The 14464-nt window shown below is 68.9% G+C and carries 10 protein-coding genes; 4 read left to right on the forward strand and 6 right to left on the reverse strand.

The annotated features are described in order from the left end of the window. Positions 1-391: 391 nt before the first annotated feature. The 3 genes from NKJ47_RS17710 to NKJ47_RS17720 all read left to right on the forward strand — a co-directional run bounded on the left by NKJ47_RS17710 (position 392) and on the right by NKJ47_RS17720 (position 4846). Positions 392-2767 (forward strand): glycoside hydrolase family 98 domain-containing protein, encoded by a 2376-nt coding sequence (locus NKJ47_RS17710; RefSeq protein WP_429002451.1) that lies wholly within the window; start codon positions 392-394, stop codon positions 2765-2767. A gap of 228 nt (positions 2768-2995) precedes the next feature. Continuing rightward, positions 2996-3994 (forward strand): tRNA dihydrouridine synthase DusB, encoded by a 999-nt coding sequence (gene dusB / locus NKJ47_RS17715; protein ID WP_254459068.1) that lies wholly within the window; start codon positions 2996-2998, stop codon positions 3992-3994. A gap of 24 nt (positions 3995-4018) precedes the next feature. Beyond that, positions 4019-4846, forward strand: a complete 828-nt coding sequence (locus NKJ47_RS17720; protein ID WP_254459069.1) for a class I SAM-dependent methyltransferase — start codon at positions 4019-4021, stop codon at positions 4844-4846. 417 nt (positions 4847-5263) lie between these two features. Here NKJ47_RS17720 and NKJ47_RS17725 read toward each other — a convergent pair whose 3' ends face one another. From NKJ47_RS17725 to NKJ47_RS17735, 3 genes are all read right to left on the reverse strand, one after another. Continuing rightward, entirely contained in the window at positions 5264-5935 is a 672-nt protein-coding gene (locus tag NKJ47_RS17725; RefSeq protein ID WP_254459070.1) for a hypothetical protein, read from the reverse strand. A gap of 679 nt (positions 5936-6614) precedes the next feature. Next, on the reverse strand, positions 6615-7688 hold the full coding sequence (locus NKJ47_RS17730; RefSeq protein ID WP_254459071.1) for a metal-dependent hydrolase: 1074 nt from the start codon (positions 7686-7688) through the stop codon (positions 6615-6617). Between the two features lie 151 nt (positions 7689-7839). Next, positions 7840-8508 carry a hypothetical protein gene (locus tag NKJ47_RS17735; protein ID WP_254459072.1) on the reverse strand — a complete coding sequence of 223 codons (669 nt, stop codon included), beginning with the start codon at positions 8506-8508 and terminating at the stop codon, positions 7840-7842. A 361-nt stretch (positions 8509-8869) separates the two neighbouring features. Here NKJ47_RS17735 and NKJ47_RS17740 point away from each other — a divergent pair, with 361 nt between their 5' ends. Continuing rightward, entirely contained in the window at positions 8870-9256 is a 387-nt protein-coding gene (locus tag NKJ47_RS17740; protein WP_254459073.1) for a hypothetical protein, read from the forward strand. 66 nt (positions 9257-9322) lie between these two features. Here the strand turns inward: NKJ47_RS17740 and NKJ47_RS17745 are convergent, their stop codons facing one another. From NKJ47_RS17745 to NKJ47_RS17755, 3 genes are all read right to left on the reverse strand, one after another. Then, entirely contained in the window at positions 9323-11446 is a 2124-nt protein-coding gene (locus NKJ47_RS17745) for a tetratricopeptide repeat protein (RefSeq protein WP_254459074.1), read from the reverse strand. Positions 11447-11919: 473 nt separating this feature from the next. After that, positions 11920-12738, reverse strand: a complete 819-nt coding sequence (locus tag NKJ47_RS17750; RefSeq protein ID WP_254459075.1) for a UDP-2,3-diacylglucosamine diphosphatase — start codon at positions 12736-12738, stop codon at positions 11920-11922. Then, positions 12735-14450, reverse strand: coding sequence for a lysophospholipid acyltransferase family protein (locus tag NKJ47_RS17755; RefSeq protein ID WP_254459076.1), 1716 nt, complete (start codon positions 14448-14450; stop codon positions 12735-12737). Before NKJ47_RS17755 ends, NKJ47_RS17750 begins: the two co-directional genes overlap by 4 nt. Positions 14451-14464: the final 14 nt, after the last annotated feature.

Raw genomic sequence — 14464 nt, forward strand, 5'->3', positions numbered from 1 at the left:
CGCGCCGCCGCGCCGGCCTGCCGACCGCGCCGCGCCGCGCTGTCGTCACGTGGCCCTTGTCGCGTCTCGCGCACCGGCGGGACGCACAGGCACGCATCGCCAACACGCGCTGCGGCCTGCATCACGCACGCGCCGTGTCCCTCCACACCTCCGCAGCGAGGCGCCGGCCTCGCTCGCGCAGGGCATGACGCGTGCGCCGGCCGTTACGCAGCGCAGCGCCGTCGATTTCCGTAAACACCGACGCGCAACGTGCGGCCGTTCGCATTCGTGGTCCGCGCACGCTTGCTAGATTCGCCGCCGCTTCGGCAACGCCGGTTCGCCTGGTCGCATCGCGCGACCGCGTGCGCGTGCGCGGCCATGCATCCCTCCCCCCAAGAGATGGATTCCCCCGATGAAGACGCAGCGAGAATGGAACAAATGCGCCGTGCTGGGCATATGCTTGAGCCTGCTGTTGAGCGCATGCGGCGGTGACAACGACGACCGCAGCGCCTCGACCGCGCAGCAGGGCGCAGCCGCCCCCATTCCCACGGCGTGGTCGGCGACGTCGCGCGCGCAGTCACCGGCCACTGCACCGCAGACCGACGCCACCACCGCCGACGCGGGCGACGGCGGCGACAACGACAGCGTCGCCTTGCGCCGTCCGCTGTCGCCGAGCCAGCCGATGTTCCTGATCCATGCGGACACCTGGAATTCGGCCGATCCGCAGAAGATCATCGACCTGATCCCGGCGGACCTGCGCCCGTACGCGGTGTTGCTGATTTCCCTGTCGATCAACCATCAGGGCGCCACCGGCAACCAGTGCAACTGGCTGCAGGTCGAGAACGGCGTGGAAACCGCGCGGTCGTGGATGAAGACCGCGGCCGCCAACGGCATCTGGGCGATGATCCAGCCATCCAGCGGCGGCTTCAGCCACTTTCCGGACTACGCGCCGGATGCGGATCTGGAATCGACCGTCTACGGCGAGTTCTTCCGCGACTATCCCAACTTCATCGGCTTCAACTACGCCGAGCAGTTCTGGGGCTTCGACCAACCCTGCTCGGGTTCGGCAGCGCAGCGCTGGGAGCACTGGTCCAACCTGCTCAAACTCACCAACAAGTATGGCGGCTATCTGACGGTCAGCTTCACCGGCGGCTTCTGGGGGGCGAACATCAACCCGCTGGCGATGGTCAAGCGCAACGAACGCCTGCGCACCGCGTTCGGCGCCTATGCCAAGAACTTCATCATCGAAGAGAAGTTCACCAGCAACTACGGCTTCCACGACATCGAGAGCGTGAGCCTGGGCATGTACCTGTCCGGCTTCGCCGGCCACTACGGCATCCGCCCCGACCGCACCGGCTGGTATAGCAGCGACAACAGCGACTATCCGGTCCAGGCCGGCTCGCCGCACCTGATCGAACATCTGGCCTTCACCGGCGAGACCGTGTTCGACGGCCCGGAACAGATCCGGCTGGACGCGGTGCACACCCTGCCGAACGCGACCACCGCCGACGGCTACAGCAGCCGGCGCTGGGAGTTCTACCCGCATTTCCGCAACATCCAGCTGGACATCTACCGCAAGATCCTGGACGGCACGCTGCGCATCCTCAACCGCCAGGAGGTGATCGACCGCTCCAAGGTCGTGATCGTCAACGACACCACCACCGGCGACGACAGGAACCTGTACTCCTCGCCGGAAAGCCTGTTCTCCGGGTTGTACCTGCTCGACGGCGATGGCACCTACCTCAACCAGCACAGCTGGTACAAGAAGACCGGGCGCTACCCGGCCATTCCGACCGTGTGGCAGCTGACCGACGCGACCGCGCGCTCGTTCAAGGTGCAGATCGCCAAGACCGGCTACGCGGCGCGCTGGCCGACCCTGGACGCCAAGCTCGCCGAACTCAATGCGCTGTTCCCGCAGGAGTACAGCGGCGACATCTATGCCGGGCGCCAGGACAACACCTGGGTGACCTACAACCCCTCCAAGGCCAACCAGAACGCGAGCGGCACCATTCCGCTCAAGTACAACAGTTGCGCCGCGGTCAGCGTGAACTACGCGCCCTACACCAGCGGGGTGATCAAGGAGTTCGCGGACACGCTGTCGATCTACCTGACCAACTTCGACTCCCCGGACGGGGCGCTGAAGACCGACACGATCGACATCGACGGCGCCAGCACCACGCCGACCTTCAGCTTCGTCGATCGCGGCGACCACCAACCCAGTACGGTGACCAGCACCGCGACCGCCGACGGACTGACCCTGCGCGTGGCCCACAACGGGCCGCTGGACATCACCGTGCACTGCACCGGCAACGCCAGCGGGGGACGCCTGAGCGGGGCGCCCGAGGCGACCGTGCAGGCGCCGTCGGCACCGCCCGCATATACCGGCGTGCAGCAGTACGAGGCGGAGAACTTCGATTTCCGCAACATCCGCAGCCAGGTCGAGAACGGCGTCTCCGGCCCGATACGCAACTACCAGGGCCTGGGCTACGTGGATTTCGGCACCGGCGCTGCCGCCAGCATCCGCACCGACGTCCGCGTCGCCAGCGCCGGCACCTATCAGGTGCAGACCCGCTACTCGACCGCCGGCGCGAGCGTGGGCAACGTCGATCTCTACGTCAACGGAGTCAAGGTCGGTACGCCGCTGTTCGCGCAGACCGCCTCGGCCAGCGACTGGGCGACGCTGCAGCAGCCGGTCACGCTCAATGCCGGCAGCAACCGCATCGAGTTCCGTGCCAGCGCGACACGGCCGGCATCGCTGTACCTGGACAACATCCGCATCTCGCAATGAGCCCGACGTGCCGCTGTCGCGCGACAGCGGCACGCGCAGCGGCCGGCCGATGACGCCGACCGTGGGGACCGCGTTCGCGGCGGCAGGCAGCCGCCGCAGCGGCCGCGCCGCGGACGGCCTCCCGCGGGGCGCCCCCCGGCGGACGATGTCCCGCCAGCCGCCAGCCGCCAGACGCCTCCCGGGAGCGCTCGGGAGGCGTCGCACAAGCCGCCCCGCTACACTAGCGGCATGCGCATCGGCCCCTACACGATCGAACCGAAGGTGATCCTGGCGCCCATGGCCGGGGTCACCGACAAGCCGTTCCGGCTGCTGTGCAAGCGCCTGGGCGCCGGCCTGGCGGTGTCGGAGATGACCATCTCCGACCCGCGCTTCTGGCAGACCCGCAAGTCGCTGCAGCGCATGGACCATGCCGGCGAGCCGGACCCGGTCAGCGTGCAGATCGCCGGCACCGAACCGCAGCAACTGGCCGAGGCCGCGCGCTACAACGCCGACCACGGCGCGCAACTGATCGACATCAACATGGGCTGCCCGGCGAAGAAGGTGTGCAACGCCTGGGCCGGTTCGGCGCTGATGCGCGACGAGGCGCTGGTGGCGCGCATCCTCACTGCGGTGGTGAAGGCCTCGCCGGTCCCGGTGACGCTGAAGATCCGCACCGGCTGGGACTGCGACCACCGCAATGGCCCGGTCATCGCGCGCATCGCCGAGGACTGCGGCATCGCCGCGCTGGCGGTGCACGGGCGCACCCGCGACCAGCACTACAGCGGCCAGGCCGAGTACGCCACCATCGCCCAGATCAAGGCGATGCTGCGCATCCCGGTAATCGCCAATGGCGACATCGACTCGCCGCAGAAGGCGGCGCAGGTGCTGGCCGCGACCGGCGCCGACGCGGTGATGGTCGGGCGCGCGGCGCAGGGCCGGCCGTGGATCTTCGGCGAGATCGCGCACTACCTGGCCACCGGCGAGCTACGTCCGGCGCCGTCGCTGGCGTGCGTGCGCGACACCCTGCTCGGCCACCTGCAGGCGCTGCACGATTTCTACGGCGAGGCGCAGGGCGTGCGCATCGCCCGCAAGCACCTGGGCTGGTACGCCAAGGACCGGCCCGAGAACGCCGCGTTCCGCGCCGTGGTCAACCGCGCCGAGAGCGCGCAGGCGCAACTGGCGCTGACCGCCGAGTACTTCGACGCGCTGATCGCCGGCGTGCCGCCGGCCCTGTCCGCCGCCGCCTGACGTCATTCTCCCCGGAGCACCGCCATGGGTTCGTCTGCCGACACCCCGACCTATCTGCACGGCTATTCCGAAACCGAACAGGCACGCCTGCTGAAACAGGCGCGCTTGCTGGAAGCCACCCTGTTCAACCAGATCGACTACACCGGCGCGCGGCGCCTGCTGGAAGTGGGCAGCGGCGTCGGTGCGCAGACCGAAGTGCTGCTGCGGCGCTTCCCGGAGCTGCATGTCACCGGCATCGACCTGAGCGAGGCGCAGCTGCAGGCCGCGCGCGACAACCTGCAGCGCATGCCCTGGTGCCAGGACCGCTACACCCTGCAGCAGGCCGACGCCGGCGACCTGCCGTTCCAGCCGCGCAGCTTCGATGCCGCGTTCCTGTGCTGGGTGCTGGAGCACGTGCCGTCGCCGGCGCGCGTGCTCAGCGAAGTGCGACGGGTGCTGGCGCCGGGATCGCCGGTGTACGTGACCGAGGTGATGAACGCCTCGTTCCTGCTGCACCCGTACTCGCCGAACGTGTGGCGCTACTGGATGGCGTTCAACGACTTCCAGTATGACCACGGCGGCGATCCCTTCGTCGGTGCCAAGCTCGGCAACCTGCTGCTGGCCGGCGGCTATCGCGACGTCAGCACCGAGATCAAGACCCTGCACCTGGACAACCGCGAACCGGCACGGCGCAAGACCATGATCGGGTTCTGGGAAGAGTTGCTGCTGTCGGCGGCCGAACGGCTGCTGCAGGCCGGCGCGGTGGACGCGGAGACCGTGGCCGGCATGCGCCGGGAAATGGCCCAGGTGCAGAGCGACCCGGACGCGGTGTTCTTCTATTCGTTCGTGCAGGCGCACGCGACGGTGTATTGAGTCGCTTTCATGGCGCTCACCGCGTCGCTGGCGCTTGCGCGCTCACCGGCGCGGGCGATGCCGGCTCTGTCCACAGATCCGCCGCCACATCCGCGCCAGTGCTGCGCGGACGTGCCCGCGTGCTACCAGCGCCCGATACGCTGCCTGCAGCTACCCCAGGGCGATTGCTTGCCAGCCGTTGCCCTGCTTCCGCGCCACCGCGACGTTGAAGTTGTCGCACGCAACTACTTTGCTGGCGATGCGGAGAAGGCTTGACTCAGGCGCCTCCAGAAGCCCGGATCGGCGCTGCGCCTGCACACCAGATAGCGGCGACATGTCCGCATTCTCGGTGTGTCTGATAAACAAAGGCGTCCCCCAGCGGGAACGCCTTTGTTTACTTCATCTGCACTGCCCGAAGCAAGAGCACGGGGAAGATTTTTATTTTGCGTAGAGTGGGAAATATCCTTCCGAAGCGAGCTCTTGATAGACTGCATATGATACGGCAGCCCCAATTCCACCGCTGCCAGAGAAAAAGGAACCGATCGAATCGGACGCTGAGACAATCAACCAGCCCTTTTTCGGGTCCGGTTTCGATGTGGTGCTTACCGCAAATTTGGACCAATAGCGCGCGGAGTGTCTCACCACGCTCAACGCACCCAGAACCAGCGCGCCATTCTTCGACCTGGCATCGAGCCGCGCGATGCCTTCCTGTTCCAATTCCTCGAATTGCACCGCCGCCGCGTCCAGGCCCTCGGCGTTCTGCACAATCTGGTCCACTCGCACGATGAACGAGAACTCGTAGGCACTGAGCTGCTGACGCAGTTCGGCCAGGTTTTCGGTCATCGGGCGGAGCGGATCGATGGCATCGATCATGGGCTGCTGCGTGGCGATAAAGCGCTCCAGCGGCATGCCGGGGTTGTAGCCGCACTTCTCGACCAGCACGGCCAGGGCCTCGTCGGGCGAGGCGTTGGTGTCCATCAGGCAGCCCAGGTACATGTTGTGCTGGATGCCTACCTGATCGAGCGGATTCTCGGCCGCCAGCACGGGCGCGGTACCGAAGGCACTACCGACCAGGAGGGTGGCGGTCGCGGCAAAGAGCTTTTTGTTCATCAACGTTCTCATGTAATGGATGGAGGGTGGCCCAGATCTTCCGACGTTCCCGCGGAGGACCCAGGCGAGGCGACCACAGCGCATCGGCACACGGCGCGATGCGACGGTTTCAGGCTAGGCAGATCTGCGGCGACGCACGAGGACGAAACCGGGTCGAGACGGGAACGAACCGGGTCGAATTGGCGAATCGATGGCACCGTCACCACATCGCGCAAACGCGGCCCCTGGCTTCCGGCGGACACTCCATTATTGAGGAATCAATGCCTTGCGCCGATTCGTTCCCGATCCATCGCCGCGGATGCGCTGGAATCGCGGCGTCGCTGCTACGCGGCTGTTGCGGGCCTTGTGGTTAGGAAGCTCACCTACCCACCAGCGTCTCGCCGCCCATGCCGTGCTGGCCGCACCGCGGCCGCCGGCGCGCATTCCATCGCCGCGGCCCTTCGAGCTTGCCGTTAGCCGTCTACAGCCGAGACACCCCACCCTGCCGCCGGACTGCTGCCTGGAGCGGGATCACAGGCCGGAGGTGGTGACGAAGTTTGATTTCAACCGGGAATCACCGCGGCAGCTGACGGCCACGTGCGGGGCAGCCGACCACGAGACGCCTAACTCGAATGCCCTGGCAACCATTGCCGCTTGTTGCGACTTGGCTTCGGCAGCGCCACGCTCCATTGCGCCGCGCTCAACGCATCGCGGCAGGTACCTGCGCGCTCACCGGCGCGTGCGATGCCGGTTCGGTCCAGATCCGTTGCCACATCCGCGCCAGCGCCGCACCAATCTGCCCACGTGCCACCGGCGCCCGGTACGCCGCCTGCATCTGCCGCGGCGGCATCGCCGCCCAGCCGTCGCCCTGCTGTCGCGCCACGGCGAAGTTGAAGTTGTAGTCCGGTTCCAGGCCCATGCGCAGGTCGCTGAGCACCAGTTCGCCATCCTTGACCTGCGCGCGCATGAAGCCGCGGTTGAACCACGTCAGGCGCTGCACCGCGGGCAGGTCGCGCACCTGCGCCAGCGCCTGGGTGTTGGAGGGACAGCCCTGGAAGCGCATCGGCCCGTGGTCGGCGACCAACGAGCGCTCGCCGATCACGTAGCCGCTCGGGGTCATCGCCACCACCCGCCACAGCAGCGTGTTGAACGGCATCGGCACCGAGAAGCGCGGCGCCTGCGCCAGGCCCATCGCCGCCAGCGCACGGTCGGCCTCGCGGTCGACCAGATGCTTGGCCAGCAGCGACCAGCCCAGGTAGGTGCTGCTCAGCAGCAGCCCGACCAGCAAGGCCTGCTGCGCCACGCGGCGCGCGCGGGCGAACCAGGCGATGGCGCAGGCCAGCAGCAGCCACAGCGTGTAGACGGGATCGATGATGAACACGCTCGACCACATCGTCGGCGGCGGCCGCAGCGGCCACCACAGCTGCGTGCCGTAGACAGTGAACGCATCCAGCAACGGATGGGTGATCAGCGCCAGTTGGATCGCCCAGAACCAGCGCCGCGGCGCCTCGGCGACCCGCCCGTGGCCGAAGCGGCGGAACAGCCACCAGACCAGCCAGCCGAGCAGCGGCAGCACGAACAACGAATGGCTGAAACTGCGATGCACTGTCATCAGCGTGACCGGATCGCGGGTCAGCGGCAGCAGGATCAGCGAATCGAGGTCGGGCACGGTGCCGAGTGCGGCACCGGCGAGCAGTGCCGCACGCCGATGCGCGGCCGGCGCGATGGCCGCAGCAATGGCGCCGCCGAGCACGATCTGGGTAAGGGAATCCATCGGCCGATGCTAGCAGCGATGCGGGGATGCATGCGTGGCGGGAGCGGTGTCGATAACGTCGGTCAGACCGGGACCCTCGCTCACGAACAGGGAGTAAAGAAAGGCATCCCGCCGGGATGCCCTTCCCTTCCGCTGTGCTTGGCTTGGATCACTAATCTTTGAATACAGCGGCATGAACGGACTGAGACTGAGAGGACGCCTCTCCGACGTCGAAGGACTCGACGAAGCCACCTACGTCGGCAAAGACAACAGACAGCCATTTCCAGAACCCGCCCCTCTTCGCCGTGGTGCCGCCGCTGGCAGCGAACTCACCGCTTTCGGCCGCGCGTTTTGACCAGTAGCGATTGGAATGCCGGGCGACGCTCAGCCCACCCAGGATCAACGCACCGCTATCCGACTTGGCATCGAGCCGATCGATGGCTTCCCGCTCCAGTGCTTCCAACTGCCGCGCCGCAACATCCATGTCCTCGGCGTTCTCGGCGATCTTGTCCATCCGTTCAATGAACGAGAATTCGTATGCACTGAAAACCTTGCGCATTCCTGCCAGGTTTTCGCTCAACGGCCGTGACGGGTCGTACGCATCGATGGTGGGCTGATGCAGAGCGACGAACCTTTCCAGCGGCATGCCCGGGTCGTAGCCGCACTTTTCGACCACAACCACCAAGGAATCCTTGGCAGGTGCATTCAGGTCCATCAGGCAGCCCAGGTACATGTTGTGCTGGATACCTGCATGATCCATCGGGTTCTCAGCCGCCAGCGCAGGGGCGCCAACGACACTGCCCGCCAGCAGGGCGGTTGCGACAAGGAACTTCTTCTTCATGAGCGTTCTCTCGCTATATGGAAGGGATTGGAGATGGCTGGGTGCATAGATCGCCCCGGGGGATGGCCACCGCCGCATCGGCACACGCTGCGATCCGGCGATTTCAGGCTAGGCAGGGCGTCGGCGCAGCACGAGGGCGAAGCCGGGCCGCCCGCGGAACGAACCGGGCGGGATTGGCGAGGCAGAGTGCGGCGGCAGGCCTGCACCGGGCGCGCGCTGCACCTGTGGCGCGAATGCCACCATCCTGGAAATCAATGCGTTAGGCGGATTTGTTCCCGGTCTATACCCGTGGATGCGCTGGCATCCGCCGCGGCGCCGCTCGTAGGCTGCTGGTCCCTTCTCTGCGTATTGCGAGATTCCGATGCCTGCCTACCGCTCCATCTTCCACACCACACTCGTCGCGGTGCTGCTGACCCTTCCCCTGATCGCCCACGGCCACGACACCTTGCCACCGGACTGGTGCCTGGAGCAGGACCAGGAACCGGAGGTCGTGGTGAAGTTCGATTTCGACGGCGAGCAATTGCGGCAGACGATGGACAAGTGCGGGGTGGTCGATAGCCACGAGCCCTACACGAATACGCTGAACACCATCGCCGCCTATTGCGAGGTGGTGGCGCCGTCGCGATCGGCCAAGCCCATCGTGCTCGGCCCGACGACGTTCCTGGCCCGCGACCACCACAGCAGCTATCGCATGGAACACGGCTTGAAAGGCGCGTGCGTGGTCTGCCCGGCCAAGCGCGGGCGCTGACGCACCGTGCAGGCGCGCGCGCTCCTCAATGCGGCCAACGATCGCCAGCAGGAATGCCGGGCACGCTCAGCCGAGCGCGTCCCGGCGGGTGTAGGCCAGCACCGTGTCGATCCTGGACTGCAAGGCGGCGCGCGCCTCTGCCGAGATTCCGTCGCACTGCGCGAGCACGAAATAGGCCGAGCGCAGCACGTCCCGCCAGCGCGGGTTGCGTGGCAACTTGGCGACCGCCAGGTAGCGCTCCATCGCCCGCGCGCGCAGGCGGCCGTCGTCGATGTTCACGCGCCAGATCCGGCTGCGCTCGGCCAGTTCCAGCCGGCCGGTCGCCGTGGCGCGCTCCCAGGTGTCGATGACCGCCAGCATCAAGTCGACCAGCGCGCGCCGGAACGCGTCGCGCAACGCAGGCGCGGCGGCCTCCTCGTGCACGTCCTCGGCCTGCGCGGTGTCCGACGCCGCGTCACGGTCGCGTTCCTGCAGGCCGAGGACGACCAGGCCATCGCCGCCCCGCCAGGGCGCGAGGGTGGCGGCGAGCGGCGTGCCGTGCCGCGCCACGACCTCGAGGCGCTGCGCGGTGCTGTCCTCCATCCGCTCCAGCGCCGCCTGCAACGCCGGGCGGTCGCTCTCGGCAATGCAGGCGAACACCGCCTGCCCCACCGGGTCGGCGGCGTCCGCCCCGCCGAGCAGCAGGCGGCCGGCACGATTGGTGGCCAGCACCTGACCGTCGGCATCGAGCAGGCACAGCGCATCCTCGCGGCTGTCGAGCAGCGTCTGCAGCAGGCTGCGATCCTCGGCCAGCGCGTCCGCCTCGCGCCGATAGCGCGCGAGTTGCTCCTCGTGGCGGACCTGGCGCGCGGCTTGCAGCACGCGTTCGCGCTGCCGGCGACGCTGCAGCAACAGCCAGCCGCCGAGCACGGCGGCGACGCCGGATACCAGCGCCAGCCACAGCAGCAGCGTGCGTTGACGCAGCTGCGCCTTGCGCAGACGGTTCTCGCTCTGCAAGGCGTCGATGGTGCGCTGCTTCTCGGCGGTGTCGAAGCGGATGCGCAGCCAGTCCAGCTGGCGATCGTGCTGCGCGCGCACCAGCGCGGCGGCTTCCGCATTCGCGCGCCGCAGCGTGGCGATGGCTGCCACCGTATCGCCACTGGTTTCCTGCAGCCGCGCCAGCTCCTCCAGCAATGGCACCCGCACCGGATCGCCGCCAGCGGTGGCCGCCAGCGCCGCGCGCAGGCGTGCCGCGGCAGCAGCGGCATTGCCTTCGAGCCGGGCGGTTCGCGCCAGTTGCAACTGCAGCGCAGACGGCAACGGCAGCGCCCATGCCTCGGCCAGGGCCAGCGCACTGGAGCTCCAGCGTTGCGCCTGCGCCACATCGCCAAGTGCCAGGGCCGCGCGGATCAGGCCGTCATGCACCCGCAGTTCGTACACCCGGCGTCCCTGCGCGCGGTACACGGCCAGGGCCTCCCGTAACCAGGCCAGCGCCTGCTGCGTGTCGCCGCTGTCCAGCGCCAGCTCGGCCATGGTTTCCTGCACGTGCGCGGCCTCGATGGCGTCGCCCTGCGCGCGGTTGGCGGCGAGCGCGTCGCGGTAGTAGCGCATCGCCGTGGCCGGCTCGCGCAATTCGCGATACACGTCGGCGATATTGGTCAGCACGGACGCCGACACCGCGCCGCGGGCGCGCTGCAGGTCGAGGCTGAGCATCAGGTGCCGCAGGGCATCGCGAAAATCGCCGAGACGGCGCAGCGCCGCGCCGACATTGTTCAGATCGCGCGCCTCGCCTGCGCGATCGCCCCGCGACCGGGACAGCGCCACCGCGCACTCGAAGCGTTCGAGCGCCTGCGGAATGCGTTCGCGACGGAAGTCGAGAATGCCGCGGCGGCGGGTGAGTTCGTAGCGCAAGCGGGTATCGCCGGCATCGCCGATGTTGGACGCGGCGCAGTCCAGCGCCTGTTCGGCAGCGTCGAGGCGACCGCCATCGAGCTGTTGCTTGGCACGCGCGAACAATGCCTCGACCCGCGCAGCGCCCGCCGCATGCGGCGTCGACACGCCAGCCTGCTGCACGCACAGCAGCGGATCGGGAAGCGGACGCGGCGCCGCGGGCTCCGCGCAGCCATAGACCGTGTTCTGCGCGATCGAGGCCGCGCTCGCGGCGAGCAGGACACCCAGGCAGGCCAATCGCAGGCATGCCCGCGATCGCATGCCTGCCGCCGTGGCCTGCGCCAGGACGGGCTCGCCGGAAACGGCGAACCCGTCCAAGCCGAGCCACGTCCCCACCGATCTGCGCGACCGGCCGCACAACGCCTTCCCTGGTTTCACGGTCTCCACGACTCCAGAACTGATCGGGATGCGGCGCACGCGCGCCACAGCGACATGGATCAGCGCCACGCCCGGACGCGAACGTGGGTTCCTGCCTGGGCATGCGGCGCCGACGCACCGCAGTAGACCCGATGCCACGCGAGCCGGGCAAGCGCGCGCGGAGGCGATGCACACCCCATACGGGCCATCGTGGAATGGCGGTCACGCAGGGTTCTACGCTTCCGTCCAGGGCAGGTGCGGCGGCGCCGCGGCCGGGCCGAGCGCGGCGGGGACAACGGCACGGCGCGCGCAGGCGCGGCAGCAGTCGACGGCACCAACATGCCGGGCCGTGCAGCGCCGCCCGGCGATCGCCGGCCTCAGGCTGCCCGCGGCCAGGCGCTCTCCTGCACCAGCCGCAGGCGCGGCGGCAGTTCGCGCAGCACCTCGCCACGGTGCGAGAGCAGGCGTAGCGTACCGTCGGCGTCCTCGGCGAGCGCAGTCAGGCTTTCCACCCAATCGCCGTCGTTGGCGTAGACCAGGCCGTCGCGTTCGAACAGCCCGGCGCGGTGCACGTGGCCGCAGATCACCCCGTCCAGGCCGCGGCGGCGCGCATCGTCCAGGCCGGCGGCGACGAAGCGTTCGATGTAGCGCTCGGCCGCGCCGCTCTGCCGCTTCAGGTAATCGGCCAGCGACCAATAGCGCATGCCCAGGCGGCGGCGCACGCGGTTGGTCAGCTGGTTGCCGGTGAGGATGCGGTAGTACAGCCAGTCGCCGAACTTCTCCTGCAGGCCGCCGAACTGGGTCACGCTGTCGTAGTCGTCGCCGTGCACCACCAGCAGCCGGCGCCCGTCGGCGGTGGCGTGCACCGCGCGCCGGCGCACCTGCATCGCCGGCAACGCCAGCCCGCAGAAGCGGCGGATCGGCCGGTCGTGGTTGCCGGGCACGTAGATCAGTTCGGTGCCGCCGCGGGCCAGCGCGTGCAGCGCATCGACCACGCGCTGGTGCGCCGCGCTCCACACCGCGCGGCGCTGCGCCATCCACCAGAAGTCGACGATGTCGCCGACCAGGTACAGCTGTTCGCAGCGCAGGCCGCCGAGGAAGTCGGCCAATTCGCGCGCATGGCAATGCGGTGCGCCCAGGTGCACGTCGGAGACGAACACCGCGCGGCGCGGCGACAGGCTGCTGACCGGATTCATGCCACCACCTCTGCTTCGTTGCGGGGACGTTCGAGGTAGCGCGCGCGCTTCTTGCTGCGGATGCGCTGCAGGTCCAGCTCGATCAGGCCGTCGATCGCATCGTTGAACGCGGGGTCCACGCCGAAGGCGAGGAAGCGCGCGCCGCCGGGCTCGCATAGATCGGTGTACTGCTTGTAGAGCATCGGCACCGCCGCGCCCAGCGCGTCGAGGTTGCCCTTGAGCACCTTGAAGGCGGTGTCGGCGTCCAGTGCGTCGAACGCCGGCGGCGCTTCCGGATACGGAAACGGCCGCGCCGAGGCGGCTTCGCCGCTGGCGTCGCCGTAGTAGCGCGCGTAGTAGGCCACGATCTGCTCGCGCGCTTCATACGGCAGTGCGGCGCTGATCGACACCGCGCCGAACAGGTAGCGCACCTGCGGATGGTCTTGTAGATAGGCGCCGATACCCTGCCACAGGTAGTCGATGCTGCGGCTGCCCCAGTAGTCCGGCACCACGAAGCTGCGGCCCAGCTCCATGCCCGCGGCGATGCGCGGCAGCATGCCCTCGCCGTAGCGGAACAGTTCGGCGGTGTAGAAGCCGGCCAGGCCGCGCTCGGCCAGCACCGGCGCGCCGCGGGCGACCCGGTAGGCGCCGACCACGCGCGTGGCGGCGCCGTCCCACAGCACGATGTGCTCGTACCAGGTGTCGTAGTCGTCCAGGTCCAGCCGGCGGCCGGTGCCCTCGCCGACCGCGCGGAAGGTCAGTTCGCGCAGGCGCCCGATCTCGCGCAACAACGCCGAGCCGGCGCGCAGCCGGCCGACACGGATCTGCTTGCCGTCCAGGGTGTGGCCGAGGCTGCGCAGGCCGGCCACTTCCACCGCCAGCTGCGCCGGGTCCTCGGCGGCGACCAGCGCCTCTTCGCTCGGCGCGGCCTGCCCGCCGCTGCGGCCGAGCGCATACAGCTCGCTGCGCAGGCGCCGCATCAGCTCGGCTTCGGGCAGCTCCTGCGACAGCGCACGGGCACGCCCCAGGCTGAGCGCGATGCGGCGCTCGCGGCGGGCGAACATCTCCCGCGCCAGCAGCGCGGTCCCGGCCGGCTTGAACAGCGCCGAGGCGCCGTAGAACAGCGCCGAGTTGCGCGCGTGGATGCGCACCGGCAGCACCGGCGCGGCGGTGCGCAGGGCGAAACGCAGGAAGCCGCGGCGCCAGCGCCCGTCGGCGACCCCGCCCCAGCCCAGCCGCGAGACCTCGCCGGCCGGGAACACGATCACGCATTGCTCCTGCGCCAGCGCCTGTTCGATCGCCCGCACGCTGGCCGGCGACGGCGCGCCGCCGAGGATGCGCACTGGCAGCAGCAGCTCGCGCAGGCCTTCCAGCGCCCACAGGAAATCGTTGGCGACGATCTTCACGTCGCGCCGCACCTGGCCCACGCAGTCCAGCAGCGCCAGCGCGTCCAGGGCGCCAGAGGGATGGTTGGCGACGATCAGCAGGCGCCCGCGCGCCGGGATGCACTCGGCCGCGGTCGGCGCGACCACGTAGCGGGCCTGCAGGAAATCCAGTCCGGCCTGGACCAGGGCGAACCCGCGCAGGTCGCGGTTGGCCTCCAGGAACGCGTCCAGCGCGTCCAGTCCGGACCATTTCTGCAGGCCGCGCAGCAATGGCCGGACCAGCCGCGAGCGGCGTCCGGCAAACCAGTGCGGGTAGCGGTCCTGAAGACGGCGTTCGAGTGCGAGCACGGCAAGCCCCCTTG

Source organism: Xanthomonas sacchari, from assembly GCF_024266585.1.
GTDB lineage: Bacteria > Pseudomonadota > Gammaproteobacteria > Xanthomonadales > Xanthomonadaceae > Xanthomonas_A > Xanthomonas_A sacchari_C.

Bases quoted from the DNA above. Each gene is read 5' to 3' on its own strand.
- NKJ47_RS17710 (WP_429002451.1), top strand. From the start codon at position 392: ATGAAGACGCAGCGAGAATGGAACAAATGCGCCGTGCTGGGCATATGC.
- dusB (WP_254459068.1), top strand. From the start codon at position 2,996: ATGCGCATCGGCCCCTACACGATCGAACCGAAGGTGATCCTGGCGCCC.
- NKJ47_RS17720 (WP_254459069.1), top strand. From the start codon at position 4,019: ATGGGTTCGTCTGCCGACACCCCGACCTATCTGCACGGCTATTCCGAA.
- NKJ47_RS17725 (WP_254459070.1), bottom strand. From the start codon at position 5,935: ATGAACAAAAAGCTCTTTGCCGCGACCGCCACCCTCCTGGTCGGTAGT.
- NKJ47_RS17730 (WP_254459071.1), bottom strand. From the start codon at position 7,688: ATGGATTCCCTTACCCAGATCGTGCTCGGCGGCGCCATTGCTGCGGCC.
- NKJ47_RS17735 (WP_254459072.1), bottom strand. From the start codon at position 8,508: ATGAAGAAGAAGTTCCTTGTCGCAACCGCCCTGCTGGCGGGCAGTGTC.
- NKJ47_RS17740 (WP_254459073.1), top strand. From the start codon at position 8,870: ATGCCTGCCTACCGCTCCATCTTCCACACCACACTCGTCGCGGTGCTG.
- NKJ47_RS17745 (WP_254459074.1), bottom strand. From the start codon at position 11,446: ATGCGATCGCGGGCATGCCTGCGATTGGCCTGCCTGGGTGTCCTGCTC.
- NKJ47_RS17750 (WP_254459075.1), bottom strand. From the start codon at position 12,738: ATGAATCCGGTCAGCAGCCTGTCGCCGCGCCGCGCGGTGTTCGTCTCC.